This is a genomic window from Pseudomonas sp. SL4(2022), assembly GCF_026625725.1.
Classification (GTDB): domain Bacteria; phylum Pseudomonadota; class Gammaproteobacteria; order Pseudomonadales; family Pseudomonadaceae; genus Aquipseudomonas.
In genome coordinates this window covers 3,373,513-3,396,408 of the sequence record NZ_CP113060.1, presented here as the reverse complement: position 1 = coordinate 3,396,408, position 22,896 = coordinate 3,373,513, and the positions used below count along the sequence as shown (strand labels likewise).

General features: G+C 59.2%; 23 protein-coding genes and 2 pseudogenes. 12 read left to right on the top strand and 13 right to left on the bottom strand.

What is annotated here, in order from left to right; all coding sequences use genetic code 11:
• The first annotated feature begins 156 nt into the window (after positions 1-156).
• On the top strand, positions 157-393 hold the full coding sequence (locus OU997_RS16040; protein WP_108488060.1) for a hypothetical protein: 237 nt from the start codon (positions 157-159) through the stop codon (positions 391-393).
• Between the two features lie 7 nt (positions 394-400).
• Here OU997_RS16040 and pdxH read toward each other — a convergent pair whose 3' ends face one another.
• The 5 genes from pdxH to dinG form a co-directional block, all read right to left on the bottom strand.
• Positions 401-1,048: a pyridoxamine 5'-phosphate oxidase gene (gene pdxH, locus OU997_RS16035; protein WP_267807505.1), complete on the bottom strand. Its 648-nt coding sequence runs from the start codon at positions 1,046-1,048 to the stop codon at positions 401-403.
• Between the two features lie 88 nt (positions 1,049-1,136).
• Positions 1,137-1,820, bottom strand: coding sequence for an OmpA family protein (locus OU997_RS16030; RefSeq protein WP_108488062.1), 684 nt, complete (start codon positions 1,818-1,820; stop codon positions 1,137-1,139).
• Between the two features lie 89 nt (positions 1,821-1,909).
• Positions 1,910-3,055: a serine hydrolase domain-containing protein gene (locus OU997_RS16025; protein WP_108488089.1), complete on the bottom strand. Its 1,146-nt coding sequence runs from the start codon at positions 3,053-3,055 to the stop codon at positions 1,910-1,912.
• A gap of 115 nt (positions 3,056-3,170) precedes the next feature.
• On the bottom strand, positions 3,171-5,375 hold the full coding sequence (locus tag OU997_RS16020) for a beta-agarase (protein WP_420713205.1): 2,205 nt from the start codon (positions 5,373-5,375) through the stop codon (positions 3,171-3,173).
• A 136-nt stretch (positions 5,376-5,511) separates the two neighbouring features.
• Entirely contained in the window at positions 5,512-7,656 is a 2,145-nt protein-coding gene (gene dinG / locus OU997_RS16015) for an ATP-dependent DNA helicase DinG (protein WP_267807503.1), read from the bottom strand.
• 98 nt (positions 7,657-7,754) lie between these two features.
• Here dinG and OU997_RS16010 point away from each other — a divergent pair, with 98 nt between their 5' ends.
• Entirely contained in the window at positions 7,755-8,219 is a 465-nt protein-coding gene (locus OU997_RS16010; protein ID WP_267807501.1) for a CopD family protein, read from the top strand.
• 48 nt (positions 8,220-8,267) lie between these two features.
• Here OU997_RS16010 and OU997_RS16005 read toward each other — a convergent pair whose 3' ends face one another.
• The 4 genes and pseudogenes from OU997_RS16005 to OU997_RS15990 all read right to left on the bottom strand — a co-directional run.
• Entirely contained in the window at positions 8,268-9,029 is a 762-nt protein-coding gene (locus tag OU997_RS16005) for a hypothetical protein (RefSeq protein WP_108488065.1), read from the bottom strand.
• On the bottom strand, positions 9,022-9,342 hold the full coding sequence (locus OU997_RS16000) for a DUF1145 domain-containing protein (RefSeq protein ID WP_108488066.1): 321 nt from the start codon (positions 9,340-9,342) through the stop codon (positions 9,022-9,024). Before OU997_RS16000 ends, OU997_RS16005 begins: the two co-directional genes overlap by 8 nt.
• Positions 9,343-9,540: 198 nt before the next feature.
• On the bottom strand, positions 9,541-10,278 hold the full coding sequence (locus tag OU997_RS15995; protein WP_108488067.1) for an OmpA family protein: 738 nt from the start codon (positions 10,276-10,278) through the stop codon (positions 9,541-9,543).
• 126 nt (positions 10,279-10,404) lie between these two features.
• Positions 10,405-10,758 (bottom strand): annotated as a pseudogene (locus OU997_RS15990) (OmpA family protein); the annotation flags it as partial.
• Positions 10,759-11,198: 440 nt separating this feature from the next.
• On the opposite strand from OU997_RS15990, the gene OU997_RS15985 reads away from it, so the two are divergent.
• Entirely contained in the window at positions 11,199-11,696 is a 498-nt protein-coding gene (locus tag OU997_RS15985; RefSeq protein WP_108488069.1) for a DUF6231 family protein, read from the top strand.
• A 3-nt stretch (positions 11,697-11,699) separates the two neighbouring features.
• Positions 11,700-12,170: a YchJ family protein gene (locus tag OU997_RS15980; protein ID WP_267807498.1), complete on the top strand. Its 471-nt coding sequence runs from the start codon at positions 11,700-11,702 to the stop codon at positions 12,168-12,170.
• A 47-nt stretch (positions 12,171-12,217) separates the two neighbouring features.
• Here the strand turns inward: OU997_RS15980 and OU997_RS15975 are convergent.
• Positions 12,218-12,789, bottom strand: a pseudogene (locus tag OU997_RS15975) (hypothetical protein).
• A 112-nt stretch (positions 12,790-12,901) separates the two neighbouring features.
• Here OU997_RS15975 and OU997_RS15970 point away from each other — a divergent pair.
• From OU997_RS15970 to OU997_RS15955, 4 genes are all read left to right on the top strand, one after another.
• Positions 12,902-13,393: an LEA type 2 family protein gene (locus OU997_RS15970; RefSeq protein WP_108488072.1), complete on the top strand. Its 492-nt coding sequence runs from the start codon at positions 12,902-12,904 to the stop codon at positions 13,391-13,393.
• A 5-nt stretch (positions 13,394-13,398) separates the two neighbouring features.
• Positions 13,399-13,596, top strand: coding sequence for an SEC-C metal-binding domain-containing protein (locus OU997_RS15965; RefSeq protein WP_267807495.1), 198 nt, complete (start codon positions 13,399-13,401; stop codon positions 13,594-13,596).
• A 7-nt stretch (positions 13,597-13,603) separates the two neighbouring features.
• Positions 13,604-14,068 carry a DUF2489 domain-containing protein gene (locus OU997_RS15960; protein WP_108488074.1) on the top strand — a complete coding sequence of 155 codons (465 nt, stop codon included), beginning with the start codon at positions 13,604-13,606 and terminating at the stop codon, positions 14,066-14,068.
• 186 nt (positions 14,069-14,254) lie between these two features.
• A complete protein-coding gene (locus OU997_RS15955; RefSeq protein ID WP_420713279.1) occupies positions 14,255-16,732 on the top strand; it encodes a penicillin acylase family protein in 2,478 nt (825 codons plus the stop codon).
• A 133-nt stretch (positions 16,733-16,865) separates the two neighbouring features.
• Here OU997_RS15955 and OU997_RS15950 read toward each other — a convergent pair whose 3' ends face one another.
• Positions 16,866-17,558 carry an NUDIX domain-containing protein gene (locus OU997_RS15950; protein WP_267809924.1) on the bottom strand — a complete coding sequence of 231 codons (693 nt, stop codon included), beginning with the start codon at positions 17,556-17,558 and terminating at the stop codon, positions 16,866-16,868.
• A gap of 140 nt (positions 17,559-17,698) precedes the next feature.
• Here OU997_RS15950 and OU997_RS15945 point away from each other — a divergent pair, with 140 nt between their 5' ends.
• From OU997_RS15945 to nadE, 3 genes are read left to right on the top strand one after another with little or no spacing between them, the layout of a single operon-like run.
• Complete coding sequence (locus OU997_RS15945; protein WP_108488076.1) at positions 17,699-18,343, top strand: isochorismatase family protein; 645 nt, start codon at positions 17,699-17,701, stop codon at positions 18,341-18,343.
• A gap of 2 nt (positions 18,344-18,345) precedes the next feature.
• Positions 18,346-19,551, top strand: a complete 1,206-nt coding sequence (gene pncB / locus OU997_RS15940; RefSeq protein ID WP_267807491.1) for a nicotinate phosphoribosyltransferase — start codon at positions 18,346-18,348, stop codon at positions 19,549-19,551.
• Positions 19,552-19,561: 10 nt separating this feature from the next.
• Complete coding sequence (gene nadE, locus OU997_RS15935; protein ID WP_267807489.1) at positions 19,562-20,389, top strand: ammonia-dependent NAD(+) synthetase; 828 nt, start codon at positions 19,562-19,564, stop codon at positions 20,387-20,389.
• A 59-nt stretch (positions 20,390-20,448) separates the two neighbouring features.
• Here nadE and dcd read toward each other — a convergent pair whose 3' ends face one another.
• Positions 20,449-21,015 (bottom strand): dCTP deaminase, encoded by a 567-nt coding sequence (dcd, locus tag OU997_RS15930; RefSeq protein ID WP_108488079.1) that lies wholly within the window; start codon positions 21,013-21,015, stop codon positions 20,449-20,451.
• Positions 21,016-21,341: 326 nt separating this feature from the next.
• Between dcd and OU997_RS15925 the strand changes: the two genes are divergently transcribed.
• Complete coding sequence (locus OU997_RS15925; protein ID WP_004423761.1) at positions 21,342-21,551, top strand: cold-shock protein; 210 nt, start codon at positions 21,342-21,344, stop codon at positions 21,549-21,551.
• Positions 21,552-21,659: 108 nt separating this feature from the next.
• Here the strand turns inward: OU997_RS15925 and apbC are convergent, their stop codons facing one another.
• Entirely contained in the window at positions 21,660-22,751 is a 1,092-nt protein-coding gene (gene apbC / locus OU997_RS15920) for an iron-sulfur cluster carrier protein ApbC (protein WP_267807469.1), read from the bottom strand.
• Between the last annotated feature and the right edge of the window lie 145 nt (positions 22,752-22,896).

Genomic DNA, 22,896 nt, shown 5'->3' with positions numbered 1-22,896 from the left:
GGCAGGTTCTCATTAGAACGCCAGCGGGGCGCATATGTCACTTGTTGTGTGTCCTGCGACTATAGCTACACAGCGCTACAGAGCGATGCCGTGACATTGCGCCACGTACAGTGCAGTGATTGACTTGGCTATGCTACGGCCTGAATGAGGAGCGGTATGGATTACTTTATTGTCGTCATTACCAGTGCTGCCGGGCTGTACTTCCACTGGTGGCTGTACGTCCGGATAAAACGCTGGATCGACCGTGATCTGGCTTTGTCGCTGGCAGGCGATTCGCCCGCCAAACGCGAGTACATGCTTGCCTGCCTGAGCGAGGCACAGGCCGCTGGGGTCAAGCGCAATGCCTTGCCTGCCTGGCTGGAGCAAGTCGCCAGGCAATACACCGGCGACTGAAGCGCAATCAGGGCGCCAGGCGCTCACGTAGCCAGTTCGCGCCCTGCAGACGGAAATTGAGGCGGTCATGCAAGCGACTGGAACGGCCTTGCCAAAACTCGACGCGTTCCGGCAGCAGGCGATAGCCCCCCCAGTGCGGCGGACAATGCGGCGCGCGATCGAGAAAACGCTGTTCAGTCTGCGCCAGCAGCCCTTGCAGTTCAGCACGGTCAGCAATGACCTGACTCTGCGGTGATGCCCAGGCACCTAGACGACTCCCCAAGGGTCGCACCTGGAAGTAGGCATCGCATTCTGCCGCGGTCACCCTCTCTACTTGCCCTTCAATACGAACCTGACGCTCCAGGCTGGGCCAGAAGAAAGTCATGGCCGCAAAGGGATTGGCCGCCAGGTGCTGCCCCTTGGCGCTGTCGTAGTTACTGAAGAAGGTAAAACCACGCGCATCCAGACCTTTGAGTAACAGCACTCGACAATGCGGACGCCCTTGGGCATCGACAGTCGCCAGGGTCATGGCATTGGGTTCAACCGGCAATTGCTCGGTTTTAACCGCATCGGCAAACCATTGCTCGAACAGCGCAAAGGGCTCCAGCGGGGCCTGCGCTTCGCTCAAGCCGTCACGGGTGTAATCACGGCGCATGTCAGCCAGGGTTTGAGTCATCGGCAAATCCTCTGATGAAGGTTTGCCTAGCTTAACTGCGAGCGCTCTGTTTGGCTTGATCTACAGCAACACGCCACTGCGCCAGTGTCTACTGCTGGGTCGCCGGTTTATCAGCTTTAGCCACTGCTTTGGCGGTCTTGTCAGTGGCCGGCTTGGCTGCCGCCACGGTAGTGGCCTGAGCCGGCTGGCTGTACTTGGCAATCAGGGCATTCAGCGTGTCTTTGGATGTCAGCAAAATCTCCACCCGACGATTGAGTGAACGCCCTTGCTGGCTGTCATTGGCCGCACGCGGCATGTCGGAGCCCAAGCCTTTGACCATCAAGCGGTTTTGCTTGAGACCACTGAGACGAAAGATCGAAGTAAAAGCACGGGCACGCTGATGACTCAGTTCACGATTGGCTTTTACTTCACCGCTGCTATCGGCGTGGCCAAGAATCAGCACACCAATGGTTTCATCACTTTCCAGCAACTTGGCCATGCGGCTCAACGGCCCCAGGGTTGTCGGCAGCATCATATGCGGCCGGTCCGGATTGAACGAACCCTGTACGGGCGCGGTAACCACCAGCAGATTCTCCCGGCGTTCAAACTCGAAATGAGTCCCTTTGATGGCTTCACGCACCTTCGGTTCATACACGTCCAGCCACGCCTGAGTCACTGCCGGGGGCGGCATCGGCACTGCCTTCTTCGGTTCAGGCTTGTCGGCTTTATCAAAGGCACTGCAGCCGGTAATTAGCACAGACAAGGCAATAGCGAGAATTTTGTTGGCAGGCATCGGAAATCCACATCGTGATGGGCAAAAAAACGGGGTACGGCCTGATCCATTCAGGCCATACCAGGTTGCGCGCAGTTTAGCCGAGCCCGCTACAAACAATCAGCCAGAAGACGCGCAAGTTTCTGCGCGCGGGGGTCCATCAAGACGAACGGTCCCAGGTTGTTGGTGACAAAACCAAAGGCCACATCCCGCTCAGGGTCGGCAAAGCCAATGGAGCCGCCAGCTCCGGGGTGACCAAAGGCGCGCGGGCCCATGCCATAGGTGGCGTTGGCAACCTCGGGCTGATCCAGCATGCAGCCCAGACCGAAGCGGGTGCGGGTCAGCAGGGTCTTGTCTTCACCTACCGCGTGTTCACGGGTCAGCTCGGCCAGCAACTCGCTTTCAAGCAACTGGCCATCCAGCAGACCGCTGTAGAAACCGGCCAGACTACGGGCATTGCCATGGCCATTCGCCGCCGGCTGCTGCATGCGCCGCCACTCAGGCTTATTGGTACTGGTCATGATCGATGGCGGGTTGGTAAAGGCCCGCGTGCTCATGGCCGCGGGTTCGCTCATCATGGTTTTGAGCAGACGCTGAGCGGCGGCGTCGCCAAAGTTGCCCTTGCCACGGGAGATAATCGCCACCCGGTCGAACTCTTCATCCGCCAGGCCGACATGGAAATCCAGCCCCAGTGGTTTGACCGTGCGCGCGACGATGGACTCGCCAGGCCCGCGCCCTTCGACCCGGCGCAACACCTCACCCACCAGCCAGCCATAGGTGATCGGCGCATAACCATGGCCCTCACCCAATGGCCACCAAGGCTGTTCGGCGGCCAGAGCCGTGGTCATCGCCTGCCAGTCGTACAAGGCTTCGGCCGGCAACATCTCGCGCAAAGCAGGCAGCCCGGCCTGATGGCTGAGCAAGTGACGCAGGGTGATCTTGTCCTTGCCGGCTGCGGCAAACTCGGGCCAGTAGCGTGCGACGGGCGCATCCAGTTCCAGCTTGCCCTCGCCCACCAGTTGCAGCGCAGTCACAGCTGTAAAGGTCTTGGTACAGGAAAACAGATTGAGGATGGTGTCACTATGCCAGGCCTGCTGACCCTCCTTGTCGGCAACCCCGGCCCACAGATCCACTACGGTTTCGCCGCCGATTTGCACGCAGAGCGCCATGCCGCGCTCCTGCGGCTCCTCGAACAACGCCGCAAAGGCGTCTCTCAGCACCTCGAACTTGAGGTCGAAATAACCCTGTATCTGCACCACTCTGCCCCTTCTCTTACTCGGCCAAATGCTTGGCAGATTGTTTCAGCTCTGACGCCTGCGGTGAACCCAGCACAAGGCTGATAATCCTACTATCAGCCCGGCGAATAGCCCTTTACGGCGCGGCAGAGTCTGGCGCGGCTACAGGCTTGAGCAGCGTTTTCGGCACATCCAGGTTGGCTTTGCGTACGGCTTTGACAAAACCGTCCCAAGGCCGATCGGTGATGGCGACCAGTCCCAAATGACCATTTTCACCGTCCAGCAGACGCCCGGTGACCGGCTGATCGAGGTACTGGAACCAGTGCAAGCCGACGATCTGCGGCTCTTCCAGGGCCTTGGCCAGGAAGTGCGCATAGGCCGTGCCGCGCTCTTCTTCCTTGTAAACCTCGGCAACGCCGCCCCAGAACGGCCCACGGTCACGCGAGCCGAAGTGGAACTCGGTGACCATCAACGGCTTGTCCAGCTGGCGAAGTGCTGCAAAGTCATAGCCGTGCTGCGGTTCGCGGGTATAGAAGTTGAAGCTCAACACATCACAGAAGCGCGCGCAGGCATTCACCGCCTCAGGGATGCTGCTGGCAAAGCGACCGCCCAGTAGCAGGTGGTTGGGCGCATGCCAGTCAAGCGAGTCAGCGATGGTCTTGAAGTAGGTTTCAGCGTACAGACGCAGGAATGCCTGCATGTCCTGCTCGATGGCCGGGAACTCAGCACTCGGCAACGGTGCCTGGAACCCTGGGTCTTCCATTAGCTCCCAGGCTTCCAGCTCGATCCCCCAGGCATGGGACAGGCCATTTTGGTTACGGTACTTGTCGCGCAGCTGCTTGAGGAAAGCCCGCTTGGCCGGAATATCGGTGGTCAGTCGCAGCGTGGCATACGCCAGCGCGTAACGGCCATGGGGATCATCCGCCGGGCCGGCCCAAGCCAGCTCGTTGTCCGCGAAATAGCCCAGCAACCAGGGATTATCCCGATGATCGCGCGAGGCAATTGCCACGGCTCGCTCGGTGGCCATGGCAAAACGCGGATCGAATGGATCCGGCATGGCACCCCACCAATCAACACCCGTGCTGATGGTGGCGTAATCACCATGAATCGACAGCGGAATGCTAAAAGGCATCCGTTTGTCGTCTGCCAGGGCCGGCTCACTCCAGTTGCCCAACGTGTTGAACCCCCAGGCCAGCAGGCGATCCTGACTGCGCGAGCCCCAGGCAGCCGGCTCGAATTGACCATAACTGCGCTGCACATTGGCCTTGTAGAAGTCAAACCAACGGCCCGAGGCGTAGGCCCGACCTTTATTCGCACCAGTATCACTGCGGCTGTCAGAGCTGCCGAAATAAATGGCCAAGGCATCACCCGCTGGAGGCAACTCACTGAACATGCCTTCACGGCCCTCAATATAAGTTGCACTCTGCTGCGCGGTGACCGCATTGACGCCCAGCGAATAGAACGGATGACCCTCTGGGGTTATCAAGTACCAGCGGCCATCACGTTTTTCGGTACGAAAAAAACCGCTGGCTTCAAATGGTTGCCCGCCCAGCCAACCGGCAAATTTGTCCTTGGCGGGCCGCTCGGCCAGCCAATCTTGCAGTTGTTTTTGCTCTTGAGCGATGGCGTCTTGCAGTTGCGGATCGCTTTTCACCTTTTCGGGCCAATCGGCACGGGTGAACTGACCATAGCGGTCAACAATACCGGCATAGGCCGCCTGCGAAAGCGGCTCGCTGCTCACGGCGAACTGGCTGATCAGGATTTGCTGCTTCGCTTTCGGTTGCGGGATGGACACTGTGACAGCGCTGACCTGGCTCAGGTCCAGCGCACCGCTGACCGTATCGGCAAGCAGCCATCGCTGACCTGTGTGCGTCCATGGCATCGGCACCCCAGCGCGCATGCCTTGATCACGTGGCGTTGTGGCCTTGAGCGGAATCAGCAAGGTTTGCACCGGCCCTGCTGGTAGGGCAATGCGGGTCTGCAAACGCTGCCCATCCAGACTGTCGATCTGTACATCGAGGGTGAGCGCCCAATCCATGGCGTTCTGCACACGCAGACTGATTACGGTTTGTTGCGACCAATCCCAACTGCCGCTTTGCGGCGATAGACGCAAGCTCGGTTGCTGCGCCGGATGGAAAGCAACACGTCGTAGCACTTCACCCTGTGCAGTCGGCTCACCGATGCGGTTGGGCAGATCAGCATCCTTGGTGGTGACCTGTACCGCATCCAGAGGCCGGACAAAGTTGAATAACTCTTGCCGCTCCGTAGCCAGGACTGTGCTGCCATAACCCAATAAGACTGTTAACAGTACGCCCGCCTGCAGCCTGCACTTAACCTTCACGAACCTCACTCCTCGACTTACAGCTTGATCACGGCCACGACGGGTAGAGCGCCCGCCGCAGCAATCTGGCTTGGTTGTACCGCACGGCTATTGTGGTGTGGCGTTAAGACGTTATCCAGCACGACAGGTTCATCTCTCAGCTGATTTCCCGGCGAAAGGGCGGCAAGGCATTGAGAATCGACTTACCGTAGCGCTGAGTCACCACTCGCCGGTCTAACAGCGTAATGATGCCGCGATCCGCTTCGGTACGCAGCAAGCGCCCGCAGGCCTGCACCAGGCGCAGGGAGGCATCCGGCACGGCAATTTCCATGAACGGATTGCCGCCACGGGCTTCGATCCATTCGGCCAGCGCGGCCTCGACCGGATCATCCGGTACGGCAAAGGGGATTTTGGCAATCACCACGTGTTCGCAGTAGGCCCCTGGCAGATCGACCCCCTCGGCAAAGCTGGCCAGGCCGAACAACACACTTTCTTCGCCGGAGTCCACCCGCGCCTTGTGCTTGTTCAGGGTCTCCTGCTTGGACAGGTTGCCCTGAATAAAAACGCGCTTGCGCCAGTCGCGCTCCAGCCCATCGAACACGTCCTGCATCTGCTTGCGCGAGGAGAACAGCACCAGCGTGCCGCGCGAGCCTTCCACCAGACCCGGCAGTTCGCGAATGATCGCCGCCGTATGGGCCACCGCATCGCGTGGATCGGCGTTCAGGTTGGGCACCCGCAGCACACCGGCATCGGCGTGGTGGAACGGGCTTGGTACCACAGCCGTAACCGCAGCCTTGGGTAACCCGGCGCGCATACGATAACGGTCAAAGGTACCCAACGCAGTCAAGGTCGCGGAGGTCACCAACGCGCCGTAGGCGACGTTCCACAAGTTACGCCGCAGGGTTTCCGCGGCGAGGATCGGGCTGGCGTTGACTTCGATATCGAACAGCGCGCCGCTTTCCGCCAGCGTCAGCCAACGCGCCATCGGCGGGCTTTCCTCGGGGTCTTCGGTGGTAAAGGCCAGCCACAGCTCCCAGTTACCCTGAGCACGCGCCAGCAAACTGCCGAACAGCGGGTACCACTCCTCGGCCTGGTGGCTGGCGATACCGACCGTAGCCTCGCCATCCATGGCTTCTTTAAGCTGCTCGGTCACCCCGGTGAACAGGTCGGTGAGTTTAGAAAAGCCCTTTTTCAACTCGGCGCCCAGCTCGATCAGGTGAGGCGGTACCAGGCCGCCAACAAAGCGATGGCGTGGCCGCTCGCGGCCTTCCATATCTTCACCCGGTTTGAACTCGGCCACCTGCTCGCAGGCAGCGAACATGAACTGCTGCTGGGTTTTGATCTCACGTGCCAGTTCCGGCACCTGCTCGATCAGACGACCCAGATCACCGGGCAGGGGGTGCTGTGCCAACAGTTTGGTAAGGTTCTTGGCGGTCTGCTCCAGCCAGTCAGCCGTCGAGCGCAGCCGAGTGAAATGGGCGAAATGACCGATGGCTTTGTCCGGCAGATGATGACCTTCGTCGAACACATAGAGGGTGTCGCGCGGGTCCGGCAGTACCGCACCACCACCCAACGCCAGGTCAGCCAGCACCATATCGTGGTTGGTGACGATCACATCGACCTTGCCCATGCCCTCGCGTGCTTTGTAGAAAGCGCACTGCTGAAAGTTCGGGCAATGCCGGTTGGTGCATTGGCTGTGATCGGTGGTCAGCTGCGACCAACGTGCATCTTCCAGCTCTTCCGGCCAGCTGTCGCGGTCGCCGTCCCATTTATTACCGGCGAGTTTTTCGATCATCGCGGTGAACAGCTTCTGACTCTGCTCATCGACATCGATCTTGAAGCCTTCTTCCTCGAACAACTGCGCGGTGGCACTCTGCGCCTGACCTTCCTGCAACAGAATATCCAGCTTGGACAAGCACAGATAACGACCTCGGCCCTTGGCCAGGGCAAAGCTGAAATTCAGCCCACTGTTGCGCATCAGGTCTGGCAGGTCCTTGTGCACAATCTGCTCCTGCAGGGCAACAGTGGCCGTGGCGATCACCAGGCGCTTACCTGCTGCCTTGGCAGTGGGAATAGCCGCCAGACTGTAAGCCACGGTCTTGCCCGTACCGGTACCGGCTTCGACCGCCACCACCGCCGGTTCGCCAAGGCGGCGGCCTTCATCGTCCGTGGTGATCGCGCCCAGCACCTTGGCAATTTCGGCAATCATCAGGCGCTGGCCATAGCGCGGCTTGAGCGACTTGGCTTCGAGAAAACGCGAATAGGCGCCCTGGATCTGGGTCTTGAGTTCAGTACTGAGCATGGAGTCTTGACGAGAAAGGCTGGATAAATTTTCAGTGTTTGCAATCGGCGGCTATCATAGCGCGCTAATTGATCCAGCGCTCTGATAGGAGTACCCGCATGACCCCCTATGCCTTTGTCTACAGCCTGCATCTGCTTGCCGCCCTGGTCTGGGTGGGCGGGATGTTCTTCGCCTGGATGATCCTGCGTCCGGCCGCAGTCGCCGCACTGGAGGCGCCAGCCCGTCTGAAACTCTGGCTGGAGGTGTTTCCGCGGTTCTTCTATTGGGTCTGGGCAGCGGTGCTGGTATTACCGGTCACGGGCGTTGGCATGTTGCATCTGCGCTTTAGCGGCTTCGATACCGCGCCGCGCTATGTACACATCATGATGGGGCTGTATATCGCCATGCTGGCGTTATTCCTGCGCATCCAGGCCTTACAACTGCCGGAGCTGCGCCGCGTCGTGGAAGCGCAAGACTGGCCAAATGGCGGCGCCGTGCTGGGTCGCATTCGGCGACTGGTGGGGGTCAACCTGCTGCTCGGTCTGCTCGTGGTCAGCATCGCTGCTGCCCGCCCGACCTTCTGAACTGCAGCAACCGCTGCCCTGACGGCAGCGGTTGCTGATCAAGCCTGCCTAGAAACGCACCACATTCAGCGTACCAGCTGCCCCCACGTCACCAGCGCGCCCAGCCTGCCCCGGTTTGCCATCGCGGGCACCTGCAGTGCTGTAGAGCCAGCAACCTTGGCTAGCGCCGCCTTGGCCGCCTGCACCGGCGGTACCCGGCAGGCCACCTGCGCCCCCCTCGACTCGCACCTGTAACGACTCAACCGGGAAATCCTGCGGTACCTCCAGGCGTACCTGCGCCCCCGCCGCGCCAGGCTGGCCATCACCACCGTCCAAGCCATCATGACCACGGCTAGCCTCGCCCCAAGTGCAGCCACCGGGCTTACCGTCTGCACCGGCCAGACCGGCATATCCGGGAGCACCATTGCCGCCACGCGCATCAACCAACAGGCTTTCGACGGTGACGACCTGCAGTCGCAGGCTCAGATTGCGCCCAGGTAGCGCCGGCTGCTCGTTGCTGCCCTGAGCGCCACGCGCGCTGATCTGCGCACCGCTGGCAATCTCTGCCGTAGCGGCTTCCAGGCGCAACTCACGCCCGCTGGGCGCCACCGACAGGCGCGCGTCACGCCCCAGACGTAACTGCGCCACACGCAGCTCAGTCACCCCAGCCGGTATCAGCAGAGTGCCGTGATCGGCAATGTCCAGACGATCCAGCAACAGCACGCTGGTATTGCTGGGCAGACGCATGAAGGAATTGGGTTCAACTTCGATAACTGCTTCAGCCATGACCAACGGGCTGACCAGCGCAGCAAGCACAAGCCAGTTACGCATTTTCCGCCTCCAGCTGCAGTTTTTCCTGAGGGTGCTCCACGGCGGGCTGCGGCACAGCCGGCTCGGCTGGCAGCCCCAGCAACTGGAAAATCCCGAACAGCATGACCTGCACCCGCTCCTGGGCAGGCTTTGCACTGGCCGCAATGCGCTTATCAAAAAGCCACAGCTCAAGCCCATGCACGAACAGAATAAATGCACCAGCCCCATGCAGCAGCAAAGCAAACGGTTGTACGAAAGGTTGCAGCAGATTTGCCAGTACGACACCCCAGAACAATGCCGTAAGCACTTTTCCCAGCAGTAAAAAGGTCTTCATACCCGCCCCAAGCAGTTTTTATTTTGCTGCACCTTAACTGCTTTGGGAGAGTGCTGCTAGAAGGCCAGTAAAAACCATGAGGAGCAAACACCACACAGCTTTTACTGGTCGATGAAAGCCTTGCCACTGGCAGGCCGTTGAGAAGCGCGAACGCGCTGGTCATAACATCATCAACGACTTGCCAATGCCGCAGCAACTTTAAGGTTGCGCCTCGACCTCAGCCTCAACGCGGCGATTGATAGCTCGCCCGGACTCACTGTCATTGTCAGCAACCGGCCGCGACTCACCATAACCAACGGAAGACACCCTGCTACTGTCAATACCGTGCTGATTGACCAGCACATCGCGCACAGCATTGGCACGACGCTCGGACAATGCCTGGTTATAGGCATCACTGCCCACAGCATCGGTATGGCCTTCAACGGTCGTGGTGGTTTGCGGGTATTGCTTCATGAAGTCAGCCAGGCTCTTGATATCGGCCTGACTGTCTTGTTTGACATCGGATTTGTTGAAGTCGAATTTAACATCCAGCTCCACACGAACAGAGTCGACAACCTCTATGGGGTCTGCGGCAGGCTCAGCCGGCGCGCCTGCATACTCCTTGAGAGGGCAGCCGTTGTGGTGCACAAACGTATTGGGAGGGGTATCAGGGCAACGGTCACGACGGTCAAACACACCATCATCATCTTCATCACCGTCCTGGGCATAACATACCAGCGTACCAATGACCGCTCCGGCCACGGCTCCACCTGCTGCCCATGTTGAACTTTCGATTGCGCCCAGACCTGCACCGGTCAGACCGCCAATTGCACTGCACAGGGGCCAGTTCCCTTGGTTGAGCGGCGCATCTCCCGTACTGGAAGTTGTGACGCAACCGGAAAGAACACTGCTGACCAAGAGAACGGGGGCTACCCCCAGAATGGATCTAACTCTCATGGTAGGAATCTCCTGTAATACCGACTATTGCCGGTACTACAGGAGTAAAGACTCACCCTTTGAGCTGTACAAGCCTGACCCTCGCGGGGCCGGCCTGTTTTCTTCATAAAGCCTGGATTCAGGCAATCAAGGACGTGCTTCTACTTCCGCTTCTACGCGACGGTTGACGGCGCGGCCATCAGCAGAGGCGTTGTCCGCAACCGGACGAGTTTCACCATAACCCACAGCGTTTACGCGATCAGCGCCTACGCCATACTGATTGACCAGCACGTCACGCACGGCACTGGCACGACGTTCGGAGAGTTTTTGGTTATAGGCATCACTGCCCACGGAGTCAGTGTGACCTTCAACCACCGTGGTAGTTTGCGGGTACTGGGTGAGGAAGTCGGCCAGGTTCTTGATGTCACCATAGCTCTCAGGCTTAACCTGGGCTTTATCGAAGTCGAACTTGACATCCAGTTCCACTCGAACAGCTTCAGCAGGCTCGGCCACAACAACCTCTTCGACTACCGCCTCCTCTACCACCACAACTTGCTCTTCGCTGGCACCATGCACCCAGCAATAGGCTGCCGCCATACCCGCACCGACTACGGCACCGCCGCCTGCCCAGCTGGAGCTTTCAATCGCACCCAAAGCAGCACCGCCAACACCGCCAACCGCTGCGCAGGTTGGCCAATCCGTTTTCTGCAACCCGGCACAACCGGTCAAAAAGCTACTTGCGACAATCAGGGGTAATGCTTTTCTGGTGATGCTCATTTATCCATCTCCTATTGGTAAATCGGTAAAAACCGATACTGAGGGAGTAAAGACGCCCGTAACAAAATATGCCAGAGAATGTACAAAGACATTGTTAGCGCGATCCGCACTAGGCCACATCACACATGCACGATAGTCTTTGCGTATCTGAGCGAGGACATCTCATGCCTGCACCCCTGTCACCCCTTACGCCCCAGCAAGCACTTGCGGCCCTGCTGGCCCGCTATACACCGCAACGCCTGTTGATTATTGGCAGCCGCGAACTCCCGGCGATTGACGCCTTTCTCACCGCCCACCCGAACTGCCAGATCGCCCACGCCCCGGCTGCGGCACTGCCGGCGCAACTGGCGGCTCAACGCTTTGACCTGGCCCTGGTGGTCGATTGCCTTGAACATATTGAGAAACGTATTGCTCTGCAGCTGCTGGGCGGGGTTCGCAACCTGAACGCTAGTCGCATCGCCGTACTGGTCGATCTGGACGCCTGCGAGTGGCAGGAAACCGACTTTTTCGCCCTGGCCTTGCAGGCCAGCGAGCGTTTCCAACGGGATGGGCAAACCCTCAACCTGTTTACCTACGACCTGCTCGATTACAAGCAGGTGCCGGACTGGCTGAATGCGAAGTTCTGGGCCAACCCGGAAAACTTCGGCAAGTACTGGTGGTAGCCCATGAGCAGTCCACCTTGCCCATGCGGCAGTGAGCAGTCACTGGCGCAATGCTGCGGCCCTTATCATACCGGCACGCCCGCACCCAGTGCCGAGGCCTTGATGCGTTCGCGCTACAGCGCCTATGCCTTGGGGCTGATCGACTACCTGGTGTGCAGCACATTACCTGCACAGCAGAATGGCCTTGACCGACAGGCCATCCATAGCTGGAGCCAGGACAGTACCTGGCTGCGACTTGAGCTAGAAAAAGCAGAAGATGTCGCGGGTGATCCCGCGCACGCCTACGTCACCTTCACCGCCCACTGGCGAGACAGCAGCGGCGAGCATAGCCACCGCGAACGCTCGGCCTTTGTTACTCATGCTGGCAACTGGTACTTCATCGACCCGACAGTCGAACTTAAGACCGGCCGCAATGACGCCTGCCCCTGCGCCAGCGGACTGAAATTCAAGAAGTGTTGCTCGGCCTACTTCTAGTGCAATGGCAGCAGAACACTGTGCGGTAGCGCCCTGCAGCCTGCTAACTAGTCTTGCAGTTTCAGGTGTGAGATATCCGGTGGCGGCCCTGCTGGGGCTTTTTAAGCTCACCCATGTCGCTACCCGCGGGGGCCAGGCTGAACTGCGACAAATCCAGGGACAGTACGGGTGCCGCCGGCTTGCTGTCCTGCAGGTCATCACCCAGCGGGGCAATACCGAAATCCGGGGCATCTACCTCGGCAAATGCGGCCATGTACTCATCACGCGGGGCCACCTGCAGGCGCCCTGCCGGGCTACTGACCGCCTGTGGCTGTGCTGCCACGACGGGTGCAGGAGCAGGAGCAGGAAAAACAGCTGGCGGCGGTGCCAGTTCAATCTCTTCAATTACCTTGTCCATGTCGGCTACTTCGACCACCGCCCCGGCACGCTCCAGAGTCGAGCGATATTTCTCGGCTCCGGCCTCGTCCAGATTGCTTTTGATCACGATACGCCGACCGGAAAACAGCAGGGCGAGCCGCTGCTCATCTGCTTGGAACAGCTTGGCCACATTGGCTTTTACCAACTCCAACTGAGCCCCCGGAACCAACTGCGCACTGAAGGCCACTTCGTAGCGAGCCATGGTCATACTCCTGTACTAATCGTTGCTCAGTATGGCGCAGGTTTTTTTACCGTCACAACAGGTTGCAGCCAAGCACTTGCTTGTTACACTGATGCGTCATTCGGAGTATGCAATGTTTTATCAGGCGCAAACGATAAGAACTCTCAGCCTACTGATATTTTTTGGCTTCCTGTTAGGCCTTAGCGGTTGCTCCTCTCCTGGCGATCTCAAGTCGCCCGAAGTACGCCTCGTTAAAGTCGACGTCGTAAAAGCCAAACTGCTGGAGCAGCATTTCACGCTGCGCTTTCGCATCGACAATCCCAATAATTTCAGCCTGCCAGTGCGTGGCATGGACTATGTCGTGCACCTTAACCAGGTGAAGCTGGCAGAAGGAGAATCTGACATCTCCTTCAACGTACCCGCACATGGCCATCATAGTTTCTCTATTCCTGTACGAACCAACCTTTGGCGCCATCTGCGCCAGATTGTCAAAGCCTTGGATCAACCCGACCAGCCCATCCCCTATCGCCTGCAAGGCGCTGTAAAAACCGGCTGGATGTTTGGACAAAGCGTGCACATGTCGCGCAATGGCGAGATAATTCCCGGCGATTACATCCCGGAGTAGAACGCATGACACAGCAAGAACACGTCCATGGTCCTGATTGCAATCACGGCCATGATCACAACCATGATCACGACCACGTGCACGGACCGCACTGCAATCATGGCCACCAAGAGCCTGTGCGCAATGCCTTGAAGGACGTCGGCCGCAATGATCCCTGCCCATGTGGCAGCCAAAAGAAATTCAAAAAATGCCACGGCGCCTGAACGGCCGATGAGTAATCCTGGCCTACTCTTACTGTTAGCTGGTGGTGCGTTGGTCCTCGTACTGAGCGGATACGCCCTGCACCTGTGGCTGAGAGTCTGGCACCAGGAGAAAGCCCGTAACGCCGCGTTCAGCGCTCAACGTACCCGCATTGCGGATGACTTGCAGATCCTTGCCAGCAGCCTGCTTGATGGCCAGTTACCCTTAATCGAAGGGGCTATTCGCATCAAGGTGCTGCTGGACAACTGCGATACTGCCTTGAGCCGCAACCCTCGCTGCGCCGTTTTTCATGACCTGTTTGCTGCTACCGCAGAAGTGCCCACACATGCGGCCTGGAAGGCTCTTGATAAAAACATACGACGCCAGCATGAACAGCGCTTCAGTGAACTGGAGTTGCAGCATAAGGCCGCTGCTCGCGCCACCGCTCGCTGGTTACTCGATGAGGCATTGCCACCCTTGCGGCAAAGCGCCTGACTTACCGCAATAGCGGCTTGTCAGGCACATAGCCGCTGGCTAACGTAATGCCTCCGCCTTGTCTACGCGCATGTCGATAAGCGCAAACATCCCGTTGAGCCTTTCTACCCGCAAGGAGCCTGCAGCATGCTAGCGCGCGCGTTACGCCCCGTGAGCCTTTTAAGCCTCTCCGCCATACTTACGGCCATGGTCGCACTCAGTGGCTGCCAATCATTGCTGAACAGCCGGTACGGTGACAGCGTGCACCCGGACCAGGGCATCATGCGGGTCAAGGGCCTGGCGCAAAGCGTGGTGATTCGCCGCAATTCGTTGGGCATGCCGCTGATTGAAACCACCACCTTCCACGACGCGCTGTTCGCCCTGGGCTATGTACACGCCAGCGACCGCCTCAGCCAGATGATTGGCTTGCGCTTGATGGCAGAAGGCAGACTGGCTGAAATGGCCGGCCCAGGCGTGCTGGAAATGGACCGCTTCATGCGCGCGGTCAACCTGAAGAAAAGCGCTGAGGTCCTCTATAGCAATGCCTCGCCGCGCATCAAGAAATTCTTCGAAGTCTATGCCCGTGGGGTCAACGCTTACCTGTTCCGCTACCGCGACAAACTACCGATGGACCTGGCCGAGTCCGGTTATCGTCCGGACTACTGGAAAGCCGAAGACTCAGTGCTGGTGTTCTGCCTGCTGAACTTCGGCCTGGCGGTCAACCTGCAAGAAGAAATCGCCTCGCTGGTGCTTGCGCAAAAAGTCGGTAGTGAGCAACTAGCATGGCTGCTGCCAACCTACCCCGACGAGCCATTGCCGTTTGACGAGGCCGACAAACTCAAAGGCCTCGATCTCAAGGGTCAACTGGCCGGCCTGAACGCCATTAGCTCAGCCGTCAGTCAATTCGCCGACACCCACATGCTCGGCGTAGCGGCCTCCAACAACTGGGCATTCGCCCCGCAGCGTACCCGCAGTGGCAAAAGCCTGTTGGCCAACGATACCCACCTGCCGCTGTCGATGCCATCGGTGTGGAATTTCGTGCAGATCCGCTCGCCGAAATACCAAGCCGCAGGCGTATCGATTGCCGGCGTACCGGCCGTGGTTGCTGGTTTTAACGGAAAACTGGGCTGGGGCATGACCATGGTCATGGGCGACAACCAGGATCTGTTCCTTGAGCAGGTCAAGCAGCAAGGCGGCCGCCTGCACTACCTGGCCGACGGCAAATGGCTGCCCGCGCAGGAACGCCAGGAAACCTTCTTTATCAAAGGTCAGCGACCGATCCGCGAAACCATTTTCGAAACCCGCCACGGCCCCCTGCTGAACTCGGTACTGGGCGAGCGCAAACACATGCTGCAGCCCATGCAGCTGACCAGTCGCTACGGCTTGGCCTTGAAAACCACCCAGTTCGAAGCCGATAAGACTCTCGATGCCTTCTTCGACCTATCGCGGGCGCAATCGGTTGAACAGGCCTTCGAGGCCACCCGCGAAGTCCGCGCCATGCCGTTGAACATTGTCTTCGCCGATGCGCAGCATATCGGCTGGCAAGTTACCGGGCGCTTCCCCAACCGCCGTGCCGGCCTGGGCCTCATGCCCTCGCCGGGTTGGGACAGCCAGTATGCCTGGGACGGTTTCGCGGACCCGATGCTGCATCCGTACGATCAGGACCCGCCGCAAGGCTGGCTGGGCACCGCCAACCACCGCACAGTCCCACGCGGTTACGGCATGCAGCTGTCCAATTCCTGGTTCTATCCTGAGCGCGCCGAACGCATTGCCGAACTTGCCGCCACTGGCCGACATGACACGCAAAGCATGATTGCCATGCAGTACGACCAGACGTCACCTTTCGTGGCCAAGCTGCAGAACATGTTCAGCGCCCCCGGCATGACCGAAGGCCTGCAGGCCGCCATTGAGGCCCTACCAGCGGCCGAACGCAGCAAAGCCCGCGAGGCCTACGGTCGCCTGATGAAATTCGACGGAAAGATGGCAGCCAGCTCGGCAGATGCTGCCTTGTATAGCACCTTCCTCTACCAAAGCGCGCGGGACACCTTCCTCGATGAACTGGGCCCAGAAAGTAGTCCGGCCTGGAAGGCCCTGGTCGATACCGCCAACAACTCCTATTCAGCCCAGGCGGACCATCTGCTGGGCCGCGAGGACAGCCCATTCTGGAACGACACCCGAACTGCGCAACGCGAAGACAAACCCGCCATCCTCGCGCGCAGCCTGGCCGGTGCCATAACCCTGCTGGAAAGCAAACTGGGCAGTGAACGCAGTGCCTGGCAGTGGGGCAAGCTACACACCTACAACTGGACCACCGAAACTACCCAGCTGGCGCAGTACATGAGCGCCAGCCAACGCACCAGCATCAACGCCATCAAGGGCTATCTCGACCGTGGTCCCTACCCAGCCGGCGGTGATCACGGCACGCTGAACGTTGCAGCCTACAAATGGGGGGAAAATTTCGATACCTGGCTGATCCCAGCCATGCGCATCGTGGTCGACTTCGGCCGCGAAGAGCCGCTGATCGGCCTCAATAGCTCCGGGCAATCCAGTAACCCAGCCAGTAAGCATTACGCTGACGGTATCGACGCTTGGCTGAAAGGCAGCTACATGAGCTTCCCATTCCAGTCACAAAACCTCGACAAGGTCTACGGCAGCAAGCGCCTGCTGCTGATGCCGGACAATTGAGCTGAGCAACTGCCAAATGACCATTCGTCGGCAACCGCTGAACCAATTCAGCGGTTGCTGCTCAGATAAAGCGGACTTACTCCACACATCATCGTTTTAGGGCGCCTCTGGCGCCCTTTCTTTTGCCCGCAATTTAGCTCAGCAAACTGCGATCAAAGGTAAAAACTCCAGATGCCTGAGGTTCATGTGCGATGAGCGATTGAGGCCGGCCCATCTTCGGGTAGTTCTTCTCGCCGGTATCACTGATCCAGCCCTGCTGCTTCATTTTTTCCAGGCGACCACGCAGGGTGGTGTGCTGTACTGCCTGCCCCAGGCAGGCCTGAAACGCCAGCAACGCCTCGGTCACGGTAAAGCGCGGGGGCAGCAAATAGAGCGGCAGCGAGGTGTACACCGACTTGCTGGCCAGCCGCTCCAGCGCTTGCGCCACCAAATGCACATGGTCGAATGGCAGCGCGAAGCGCTCGTCGAGCACCTGCGCCAGGCTGACAAAACACAGGTCCTCGCCCAGCAACGCGGTATCGGCGGGCAACAGGGCCAGGTAGAAGGTGCTCAACGACCAGCCACGCGGGTCACGCACCGCGTTGCCCACTGTCGCCACCTGCTCCAGGTGCTGCGGCTGCACCCGCGCCTTTTCCTGCAATGCACGCGTCGCAGCGACATCCAGACTGAGGTCGGCGCAGCGACCGTTGACCAGCACACCGGGCAACGCCCACTGCCCGGCGAACGGTGCCTGGGCACGACGAATCAGTAACAGTTCCAACTCGCCCGCCCCGCTCAGACGCAGCGCAACGATATCCACGCTGGCCAGCACTTCTGCAGATCCCATCATCCCTCCAATTCCTTCGACTTATTTCATCTTGACCAATAACCCGACGAAATTCACGTATTTCGCAGAAAAGCGCTTGACCACATATTACATCAGATGGAATATGTGGTCATGCAAACGCGCAACAAGGAGCGCTACCCATGAAAATCGCCAGCTTCGACGTCGATGCACAGAAAGGCTTTACCCCGCTGTGTCCAGATGAGCTGCCGGTGGCCGGTGGCGAACAGATCGCCCCCGCCCTGAATGAGCTGGCCAGCCGCGCTCACCTGCGCCTGGGCAGCAAGGACGCGCACAGCCCGCAAGCCGCCTGGATCGCACCGAGCCATGCCGAGATGCTCAAGCCGCTGCCGCTGGTCAACGCCGATCTCAGCTGGGTCAGCCACTGCGTACCGGGCACGCCTGGATTCGAGCTGCTGGATGAACTGCCACTGCCGCTGGACTACGACTACTTCGTGTGGAAAGGCGTCGAGCCGGACCTGCATCCCTACGGCGCCTGTTACCACGACCTGGCCGAGAAGCGCAGCACGGGCGCCATCGAGTTTCTCCTGCACAATGGCGTGCAGCGCGTACTGGTGGGCGGTCTGGCCCTCGACTACTGCGTGAAGACCACCGCCCTGCAACTGCGCCGTGCCGGTTTCGAGGTCGGCGTCTATCTGCCGGCCTGCCGCGCCATTGCCGAAGCAACCGCGCAAAACGCCTGCAGCGAGATGTGCGCAGCAGGCATCGAGCTGTACGCCAGCCTGAACGAGCTGGACGCGGCCCTCAACACGGATAAGAGGATCTGATCATGGGTGAAAGCGTATTTGCCGAGCGGATCGTGCAGAACCTGCTGGATACCGACTTCTACAAACTGACCATGATGCAGGCGGTGCTGCACAACTACCCCAACGCCGAGGTGGAATGGGAGTTCCGCTGCCGCAACGCCGAGGACCTGACGCCCTACCTGGCCGAGATCCGCTATCAGATCGAGCGCCTGAGCGAGCTGAGCATGAGTGCTGACCAGCTGGCCTTCCTCGAACGCATTCCGTTCATCAAGCCAGACTTCACCCGTTTTCTCAGCCTGTTTCGCTTCAACCTGCGCTACGTGCACACCAGCATCGAAGACGGCCAGCTATGCATCCGCCTGCGCGGACCCTGGCTGCATGTGATCCTCTACGAAATCCCACTGCTGGCCATCGTCAGCGAGGTGCGTAATCGCTATCGCTACCGCGAAGTGCTGCTGGAGCAAGCCAGCGAGCGTCTTTACCAGAAGCTCGACTGGCTCAAGGGCGAGGCTTCGGCCGCCGAGCTGGAAGGTTTCCAGATCGCCGATTTTGGCACCCGCCGGCGTTTTTCCTACCGGGTACAGGAACAGATGGTGCACATTCTCAAGCACGACTTCCCTGGACGTTTCGTCGGCACCAGCAACGTGCACCTGGCCCGCGAGTTCGACCTCAAGCCAATCGGCACCATGGCCCACGAATGGCTGATGGCGCACCAGCAGCTAGGCCCGCGGCTGATCGACAGCCAAAGCGCCGCGCTCGACTGCTGGGTACGCGAATACCGCGGCCTGCTTGGCATCGCCCTGACCGATTGCATCACTATGGATGCCTTCCTGGCCGACTTCGACCTGTACTTCGCCAAACTGTTCGACGGCCTGCGTCACGACTCCGGTGATCCACTGCGCTGGGCAGAAAAGGCCATCGCCCACTACGAAAAACTGGGTATCGACCCTAAGAGCAAGACGCTGGTGTTTTCCGATGGACTCACTCTAGATAAATCGCTACAGCTCTACCGTGCACTTTACGGACGGATCAACGTAAGCTTTGGCATCGGCACCAAGCTGACCTGCGACATTCCCGGGGTCGAACCAATGAACATCGTGATCAAGATGACCGCCTGCAATGGCCAGCCAGTCGCCAAGATTTCCGATGCGCCGGGTAAGACCCAATGCCGCGACGACAACTTTGTCAGCTATCTAAAACATGTTTTTCGCGTCAGCGACGCCCAGTGAGGACTTTGAAATGAGCAATCGCCAAGCCGAAATCGCCGCCGCCCTCGATGTAGTCGCGTCTTTCGCCGATACCGCTGCGCTGGTGGCGCAGATCGACAAGCGCAAGACCTTTATCAAACAGTGCCTGCAGAACGCCGGCCTCAAGGTGTTGGTACTGGGTATCAGCGGCGGCGTCGACTCACTGACTGCCGGGCGCCTGGCTCAGTTGTGCGTAGAAGAATTGCGGACGGAAACCGGTGATCAGGCCTATCGTTTTATCGCCGTGCGCCTGCCCCATGGCACACAGCATGATGAGCAGGACGCTCAGGATTCGCTGAAATTCATACGCGCCGATGAAGAGGACACAGTGAATATCGCAGACAGCGTAGTGGGCCTCAGCGAGCAGGTGACTCACCTGAAGAAGCTCAGCGATGCCCGCCGCGACTTCGTCACCGGCAATATCAAGGCACGTATCCGCATGGTGGCCCAGTTCGCCATCGCCAACGCCAACAACGGCCTGGTGATCGGCACTGACCACGCGGCCGAGGCGGTCATGGGCTTTTTCACCAAGTTTGGCGACGGTGCCTGCGACCTCGCCCCGCTATCTGGCCTGGTCAAAGGCCAGGTGCGCGCCATCGCCCAACACCTGGGCGCACCGGCAAACTTGGTGTTTAAAGTGCCTACGGCCGATCTGGAGGAACTGCGCCCCGGCAAGCCGGACGAAGAAGCTCACGGCGTCAGCTACGCGGAAATCGATGCCTTCCTGCACGGCCAGCCCGTGCGCGAGGAAGCCTACGCCATCATCGTGCGCACCTATGACGCCACTCGCCATAAGCGCGAACTACCGCTGGTTCCCTGAGTTTCTGAAACCCATGAAAAAGCCGGGCATTGCCCGGCCTTTTTCGTTACCGCGACCGATCAAGCCCTGGGCAGGGTCACACCCAGCTGGCCCTGGTACTTACCACCACGATCCTTGTAAGACACTTCGCATGCTTCATCGGACTGCAGGAACAGCATCTGCGCTACACCCTCGTTGGCATAGATCTTCGCCGGCAAGGTGGTGGTATTGGAGAACTCCAGAGTCACGTGGCCTTCCCACTCCGGCTCCAGCGGCGTGACGTTGACGATGATGCCGCAACGGGCGTACGTGCTCTTGCCCAGGCAAATGGTCAGCACGTCGCGCGGGATGCGGAAGAACTCCACGGTGCGAGCCAGGGCGAAGGAGTTCGGTGGAATGATGCACACATCACTTTTCACATCGACAAAGCTCTTCTCATCGAAGTTCTTCGGGTCAACAGTCGCCGAGTTGATGTTGGTGAACACCTTGAATTCATCGGCGCAGCGCACGTCATAGCCATAACTGGAAACCCCGTAGGAGATCAGCCGCTCAGCCCCCTCGTTGCGCACCTGGCGCTCAACGAAAGGCTCGATCATGCCGTGCTCTTGAGCCATGCGGCGAATCCACTTATCCGATTTGATGCTCATGGCGGTTGTCCTGCTATAGGCGAGATGATGAAAAAGTGAGCGCATCTTACCGGGGCTGACGGCAGGGTTCAAAGGCTGTTGCGCCTGCCCGCGTGCGCAGCGGAAAAACCACCTATTGATCGGTAAATAACAGAAAGATGCACAGAGCATTCGCGCTTAGCGCTAAAAGCGGGTATGGTGAGCTCACTGTGCTGCATGTGTCACCGCGAATCGCTACCTGATGCCTAGATTTCGATCAAACATCGTCCGACTCCTAGTACTCGTTGCACTCAGTCCCGGCCTGGGCTTTTCCAGGGCTGTTATTACTTTTGTTAGGAGACATTCACATGTCCAATCGTCAAACTGGCACCGTTAAGTGGTTCAACGATGAGAAAGGCTACGGCTTCATCACCCCACAATCCGGTGACGATCTGTTCGTACACTTCAAAGCTATCCAGAGCGATGGCTTCAAGAGCCTGAAAGAAGGCCAACAAGTGACTTTCGTGGCCACCCGTGGTCAGAAAGGCATGCAAGCTGAGGAAGTTCAGGTTGTATAACCTGCACTAACCTAGCTTGATAAAAGCCCCGCCTAGTGCGGGGCTTTTTTATGGACGCTGGTTTATCTGCGCAAGGGATAGGGCGCACTGGCGTGCGCCACAACAGAATCAGTCTTCGCTGATCACGATGGTCGGCATGGCCTGCTGCACACCACCTTGAGCAATCCGCGCACCGACGTTGCGCGCCGTTTCCTGATAGATCATCGCAATCTGGCTTTCTGGGTCAGCCACCGTGGTCGGCTTACCGCCATCGGACTGCATGCGAATGGCCATCGACAGCGGCAGCGACGCCAGCAGATCGACACCAAACTGCGCCGCCAGCTTCTCGCCGCCACCCTCGCCGAACAGATGCTCGGCATGCCCGCAGTTTGAGCAGATATGCACGGCCATGTTTTCCACCACACCAAGCACCGGAATATTCACCTTACGGAACATCTCCACGCCCTTCTTGGCATCGAGCAGTGCCAGATCCTGTGGCGTAGTGACGATCACAGCGCCAGCCACCGGTACTTTCTGCGCCAGGGTCAGCTGGATATCACCGGTACCTGGCGGCATATCGACCACCAGGTAATCCAGATCATCCCAGGCGGTCTGGGTGATCAACTGTAGCAACGCGCCAGACACCATCGGCCCGCGCCACACCACCGGAGTGTTCTCGTCGGTGAGAAAAGCCATCGACATGACCTCCACACCATGGGCCTTGAGCGGCACAAACCACTTCTGATCCTTCACCTGCGGCCGCGTGCCTTCAGGGATACCGAACATGATGCCCTGACTTGGCCCATAGATATCCGCATCGAGAATGCCGACCTTGGCGCCTTCACGGGCCAACGCCAGCGCCAGATTGGCTGCGGTGGTGGATTTACCCACCCCTCCCTTGCCAGAGGCCACAGCGATCACGTTCTTCACATTAGCCAGCGCAGGCACCTGATCCTGCGCCTTGTGCGCTTCGATCACACAGTCGATCTGCACCTGAGCCCGCTCAACGCCATCCAGGTTTTCCAGGGCCATCTGCAGCATCTGCGCCCAGCCACTCTTGAACAACCCCGCGGCATACCCAAGCACCAGACGCACCTTGACCTGAGCACCCTGAATATCCACCTCGCGCAGGCAACCGGCGCTGACCGGGTCCTGATTCAGGTGCGGATCGGTGTAGTGGGACAAGGCGGCTTCGACCGCTGCACGGGTAACAACACTCATGGAAGGCTCCGAAAGACTGAGTAAAGCAGGCGGGCATATTACCCCAGGCCAACCCCATAGGTACGCATCGGCAGGCATTGCCCGCGCAAGGATGAAAAAAATCCGCCGCCCCTATATAGTTGCCGGCTCCTCTGAGTTACCAATG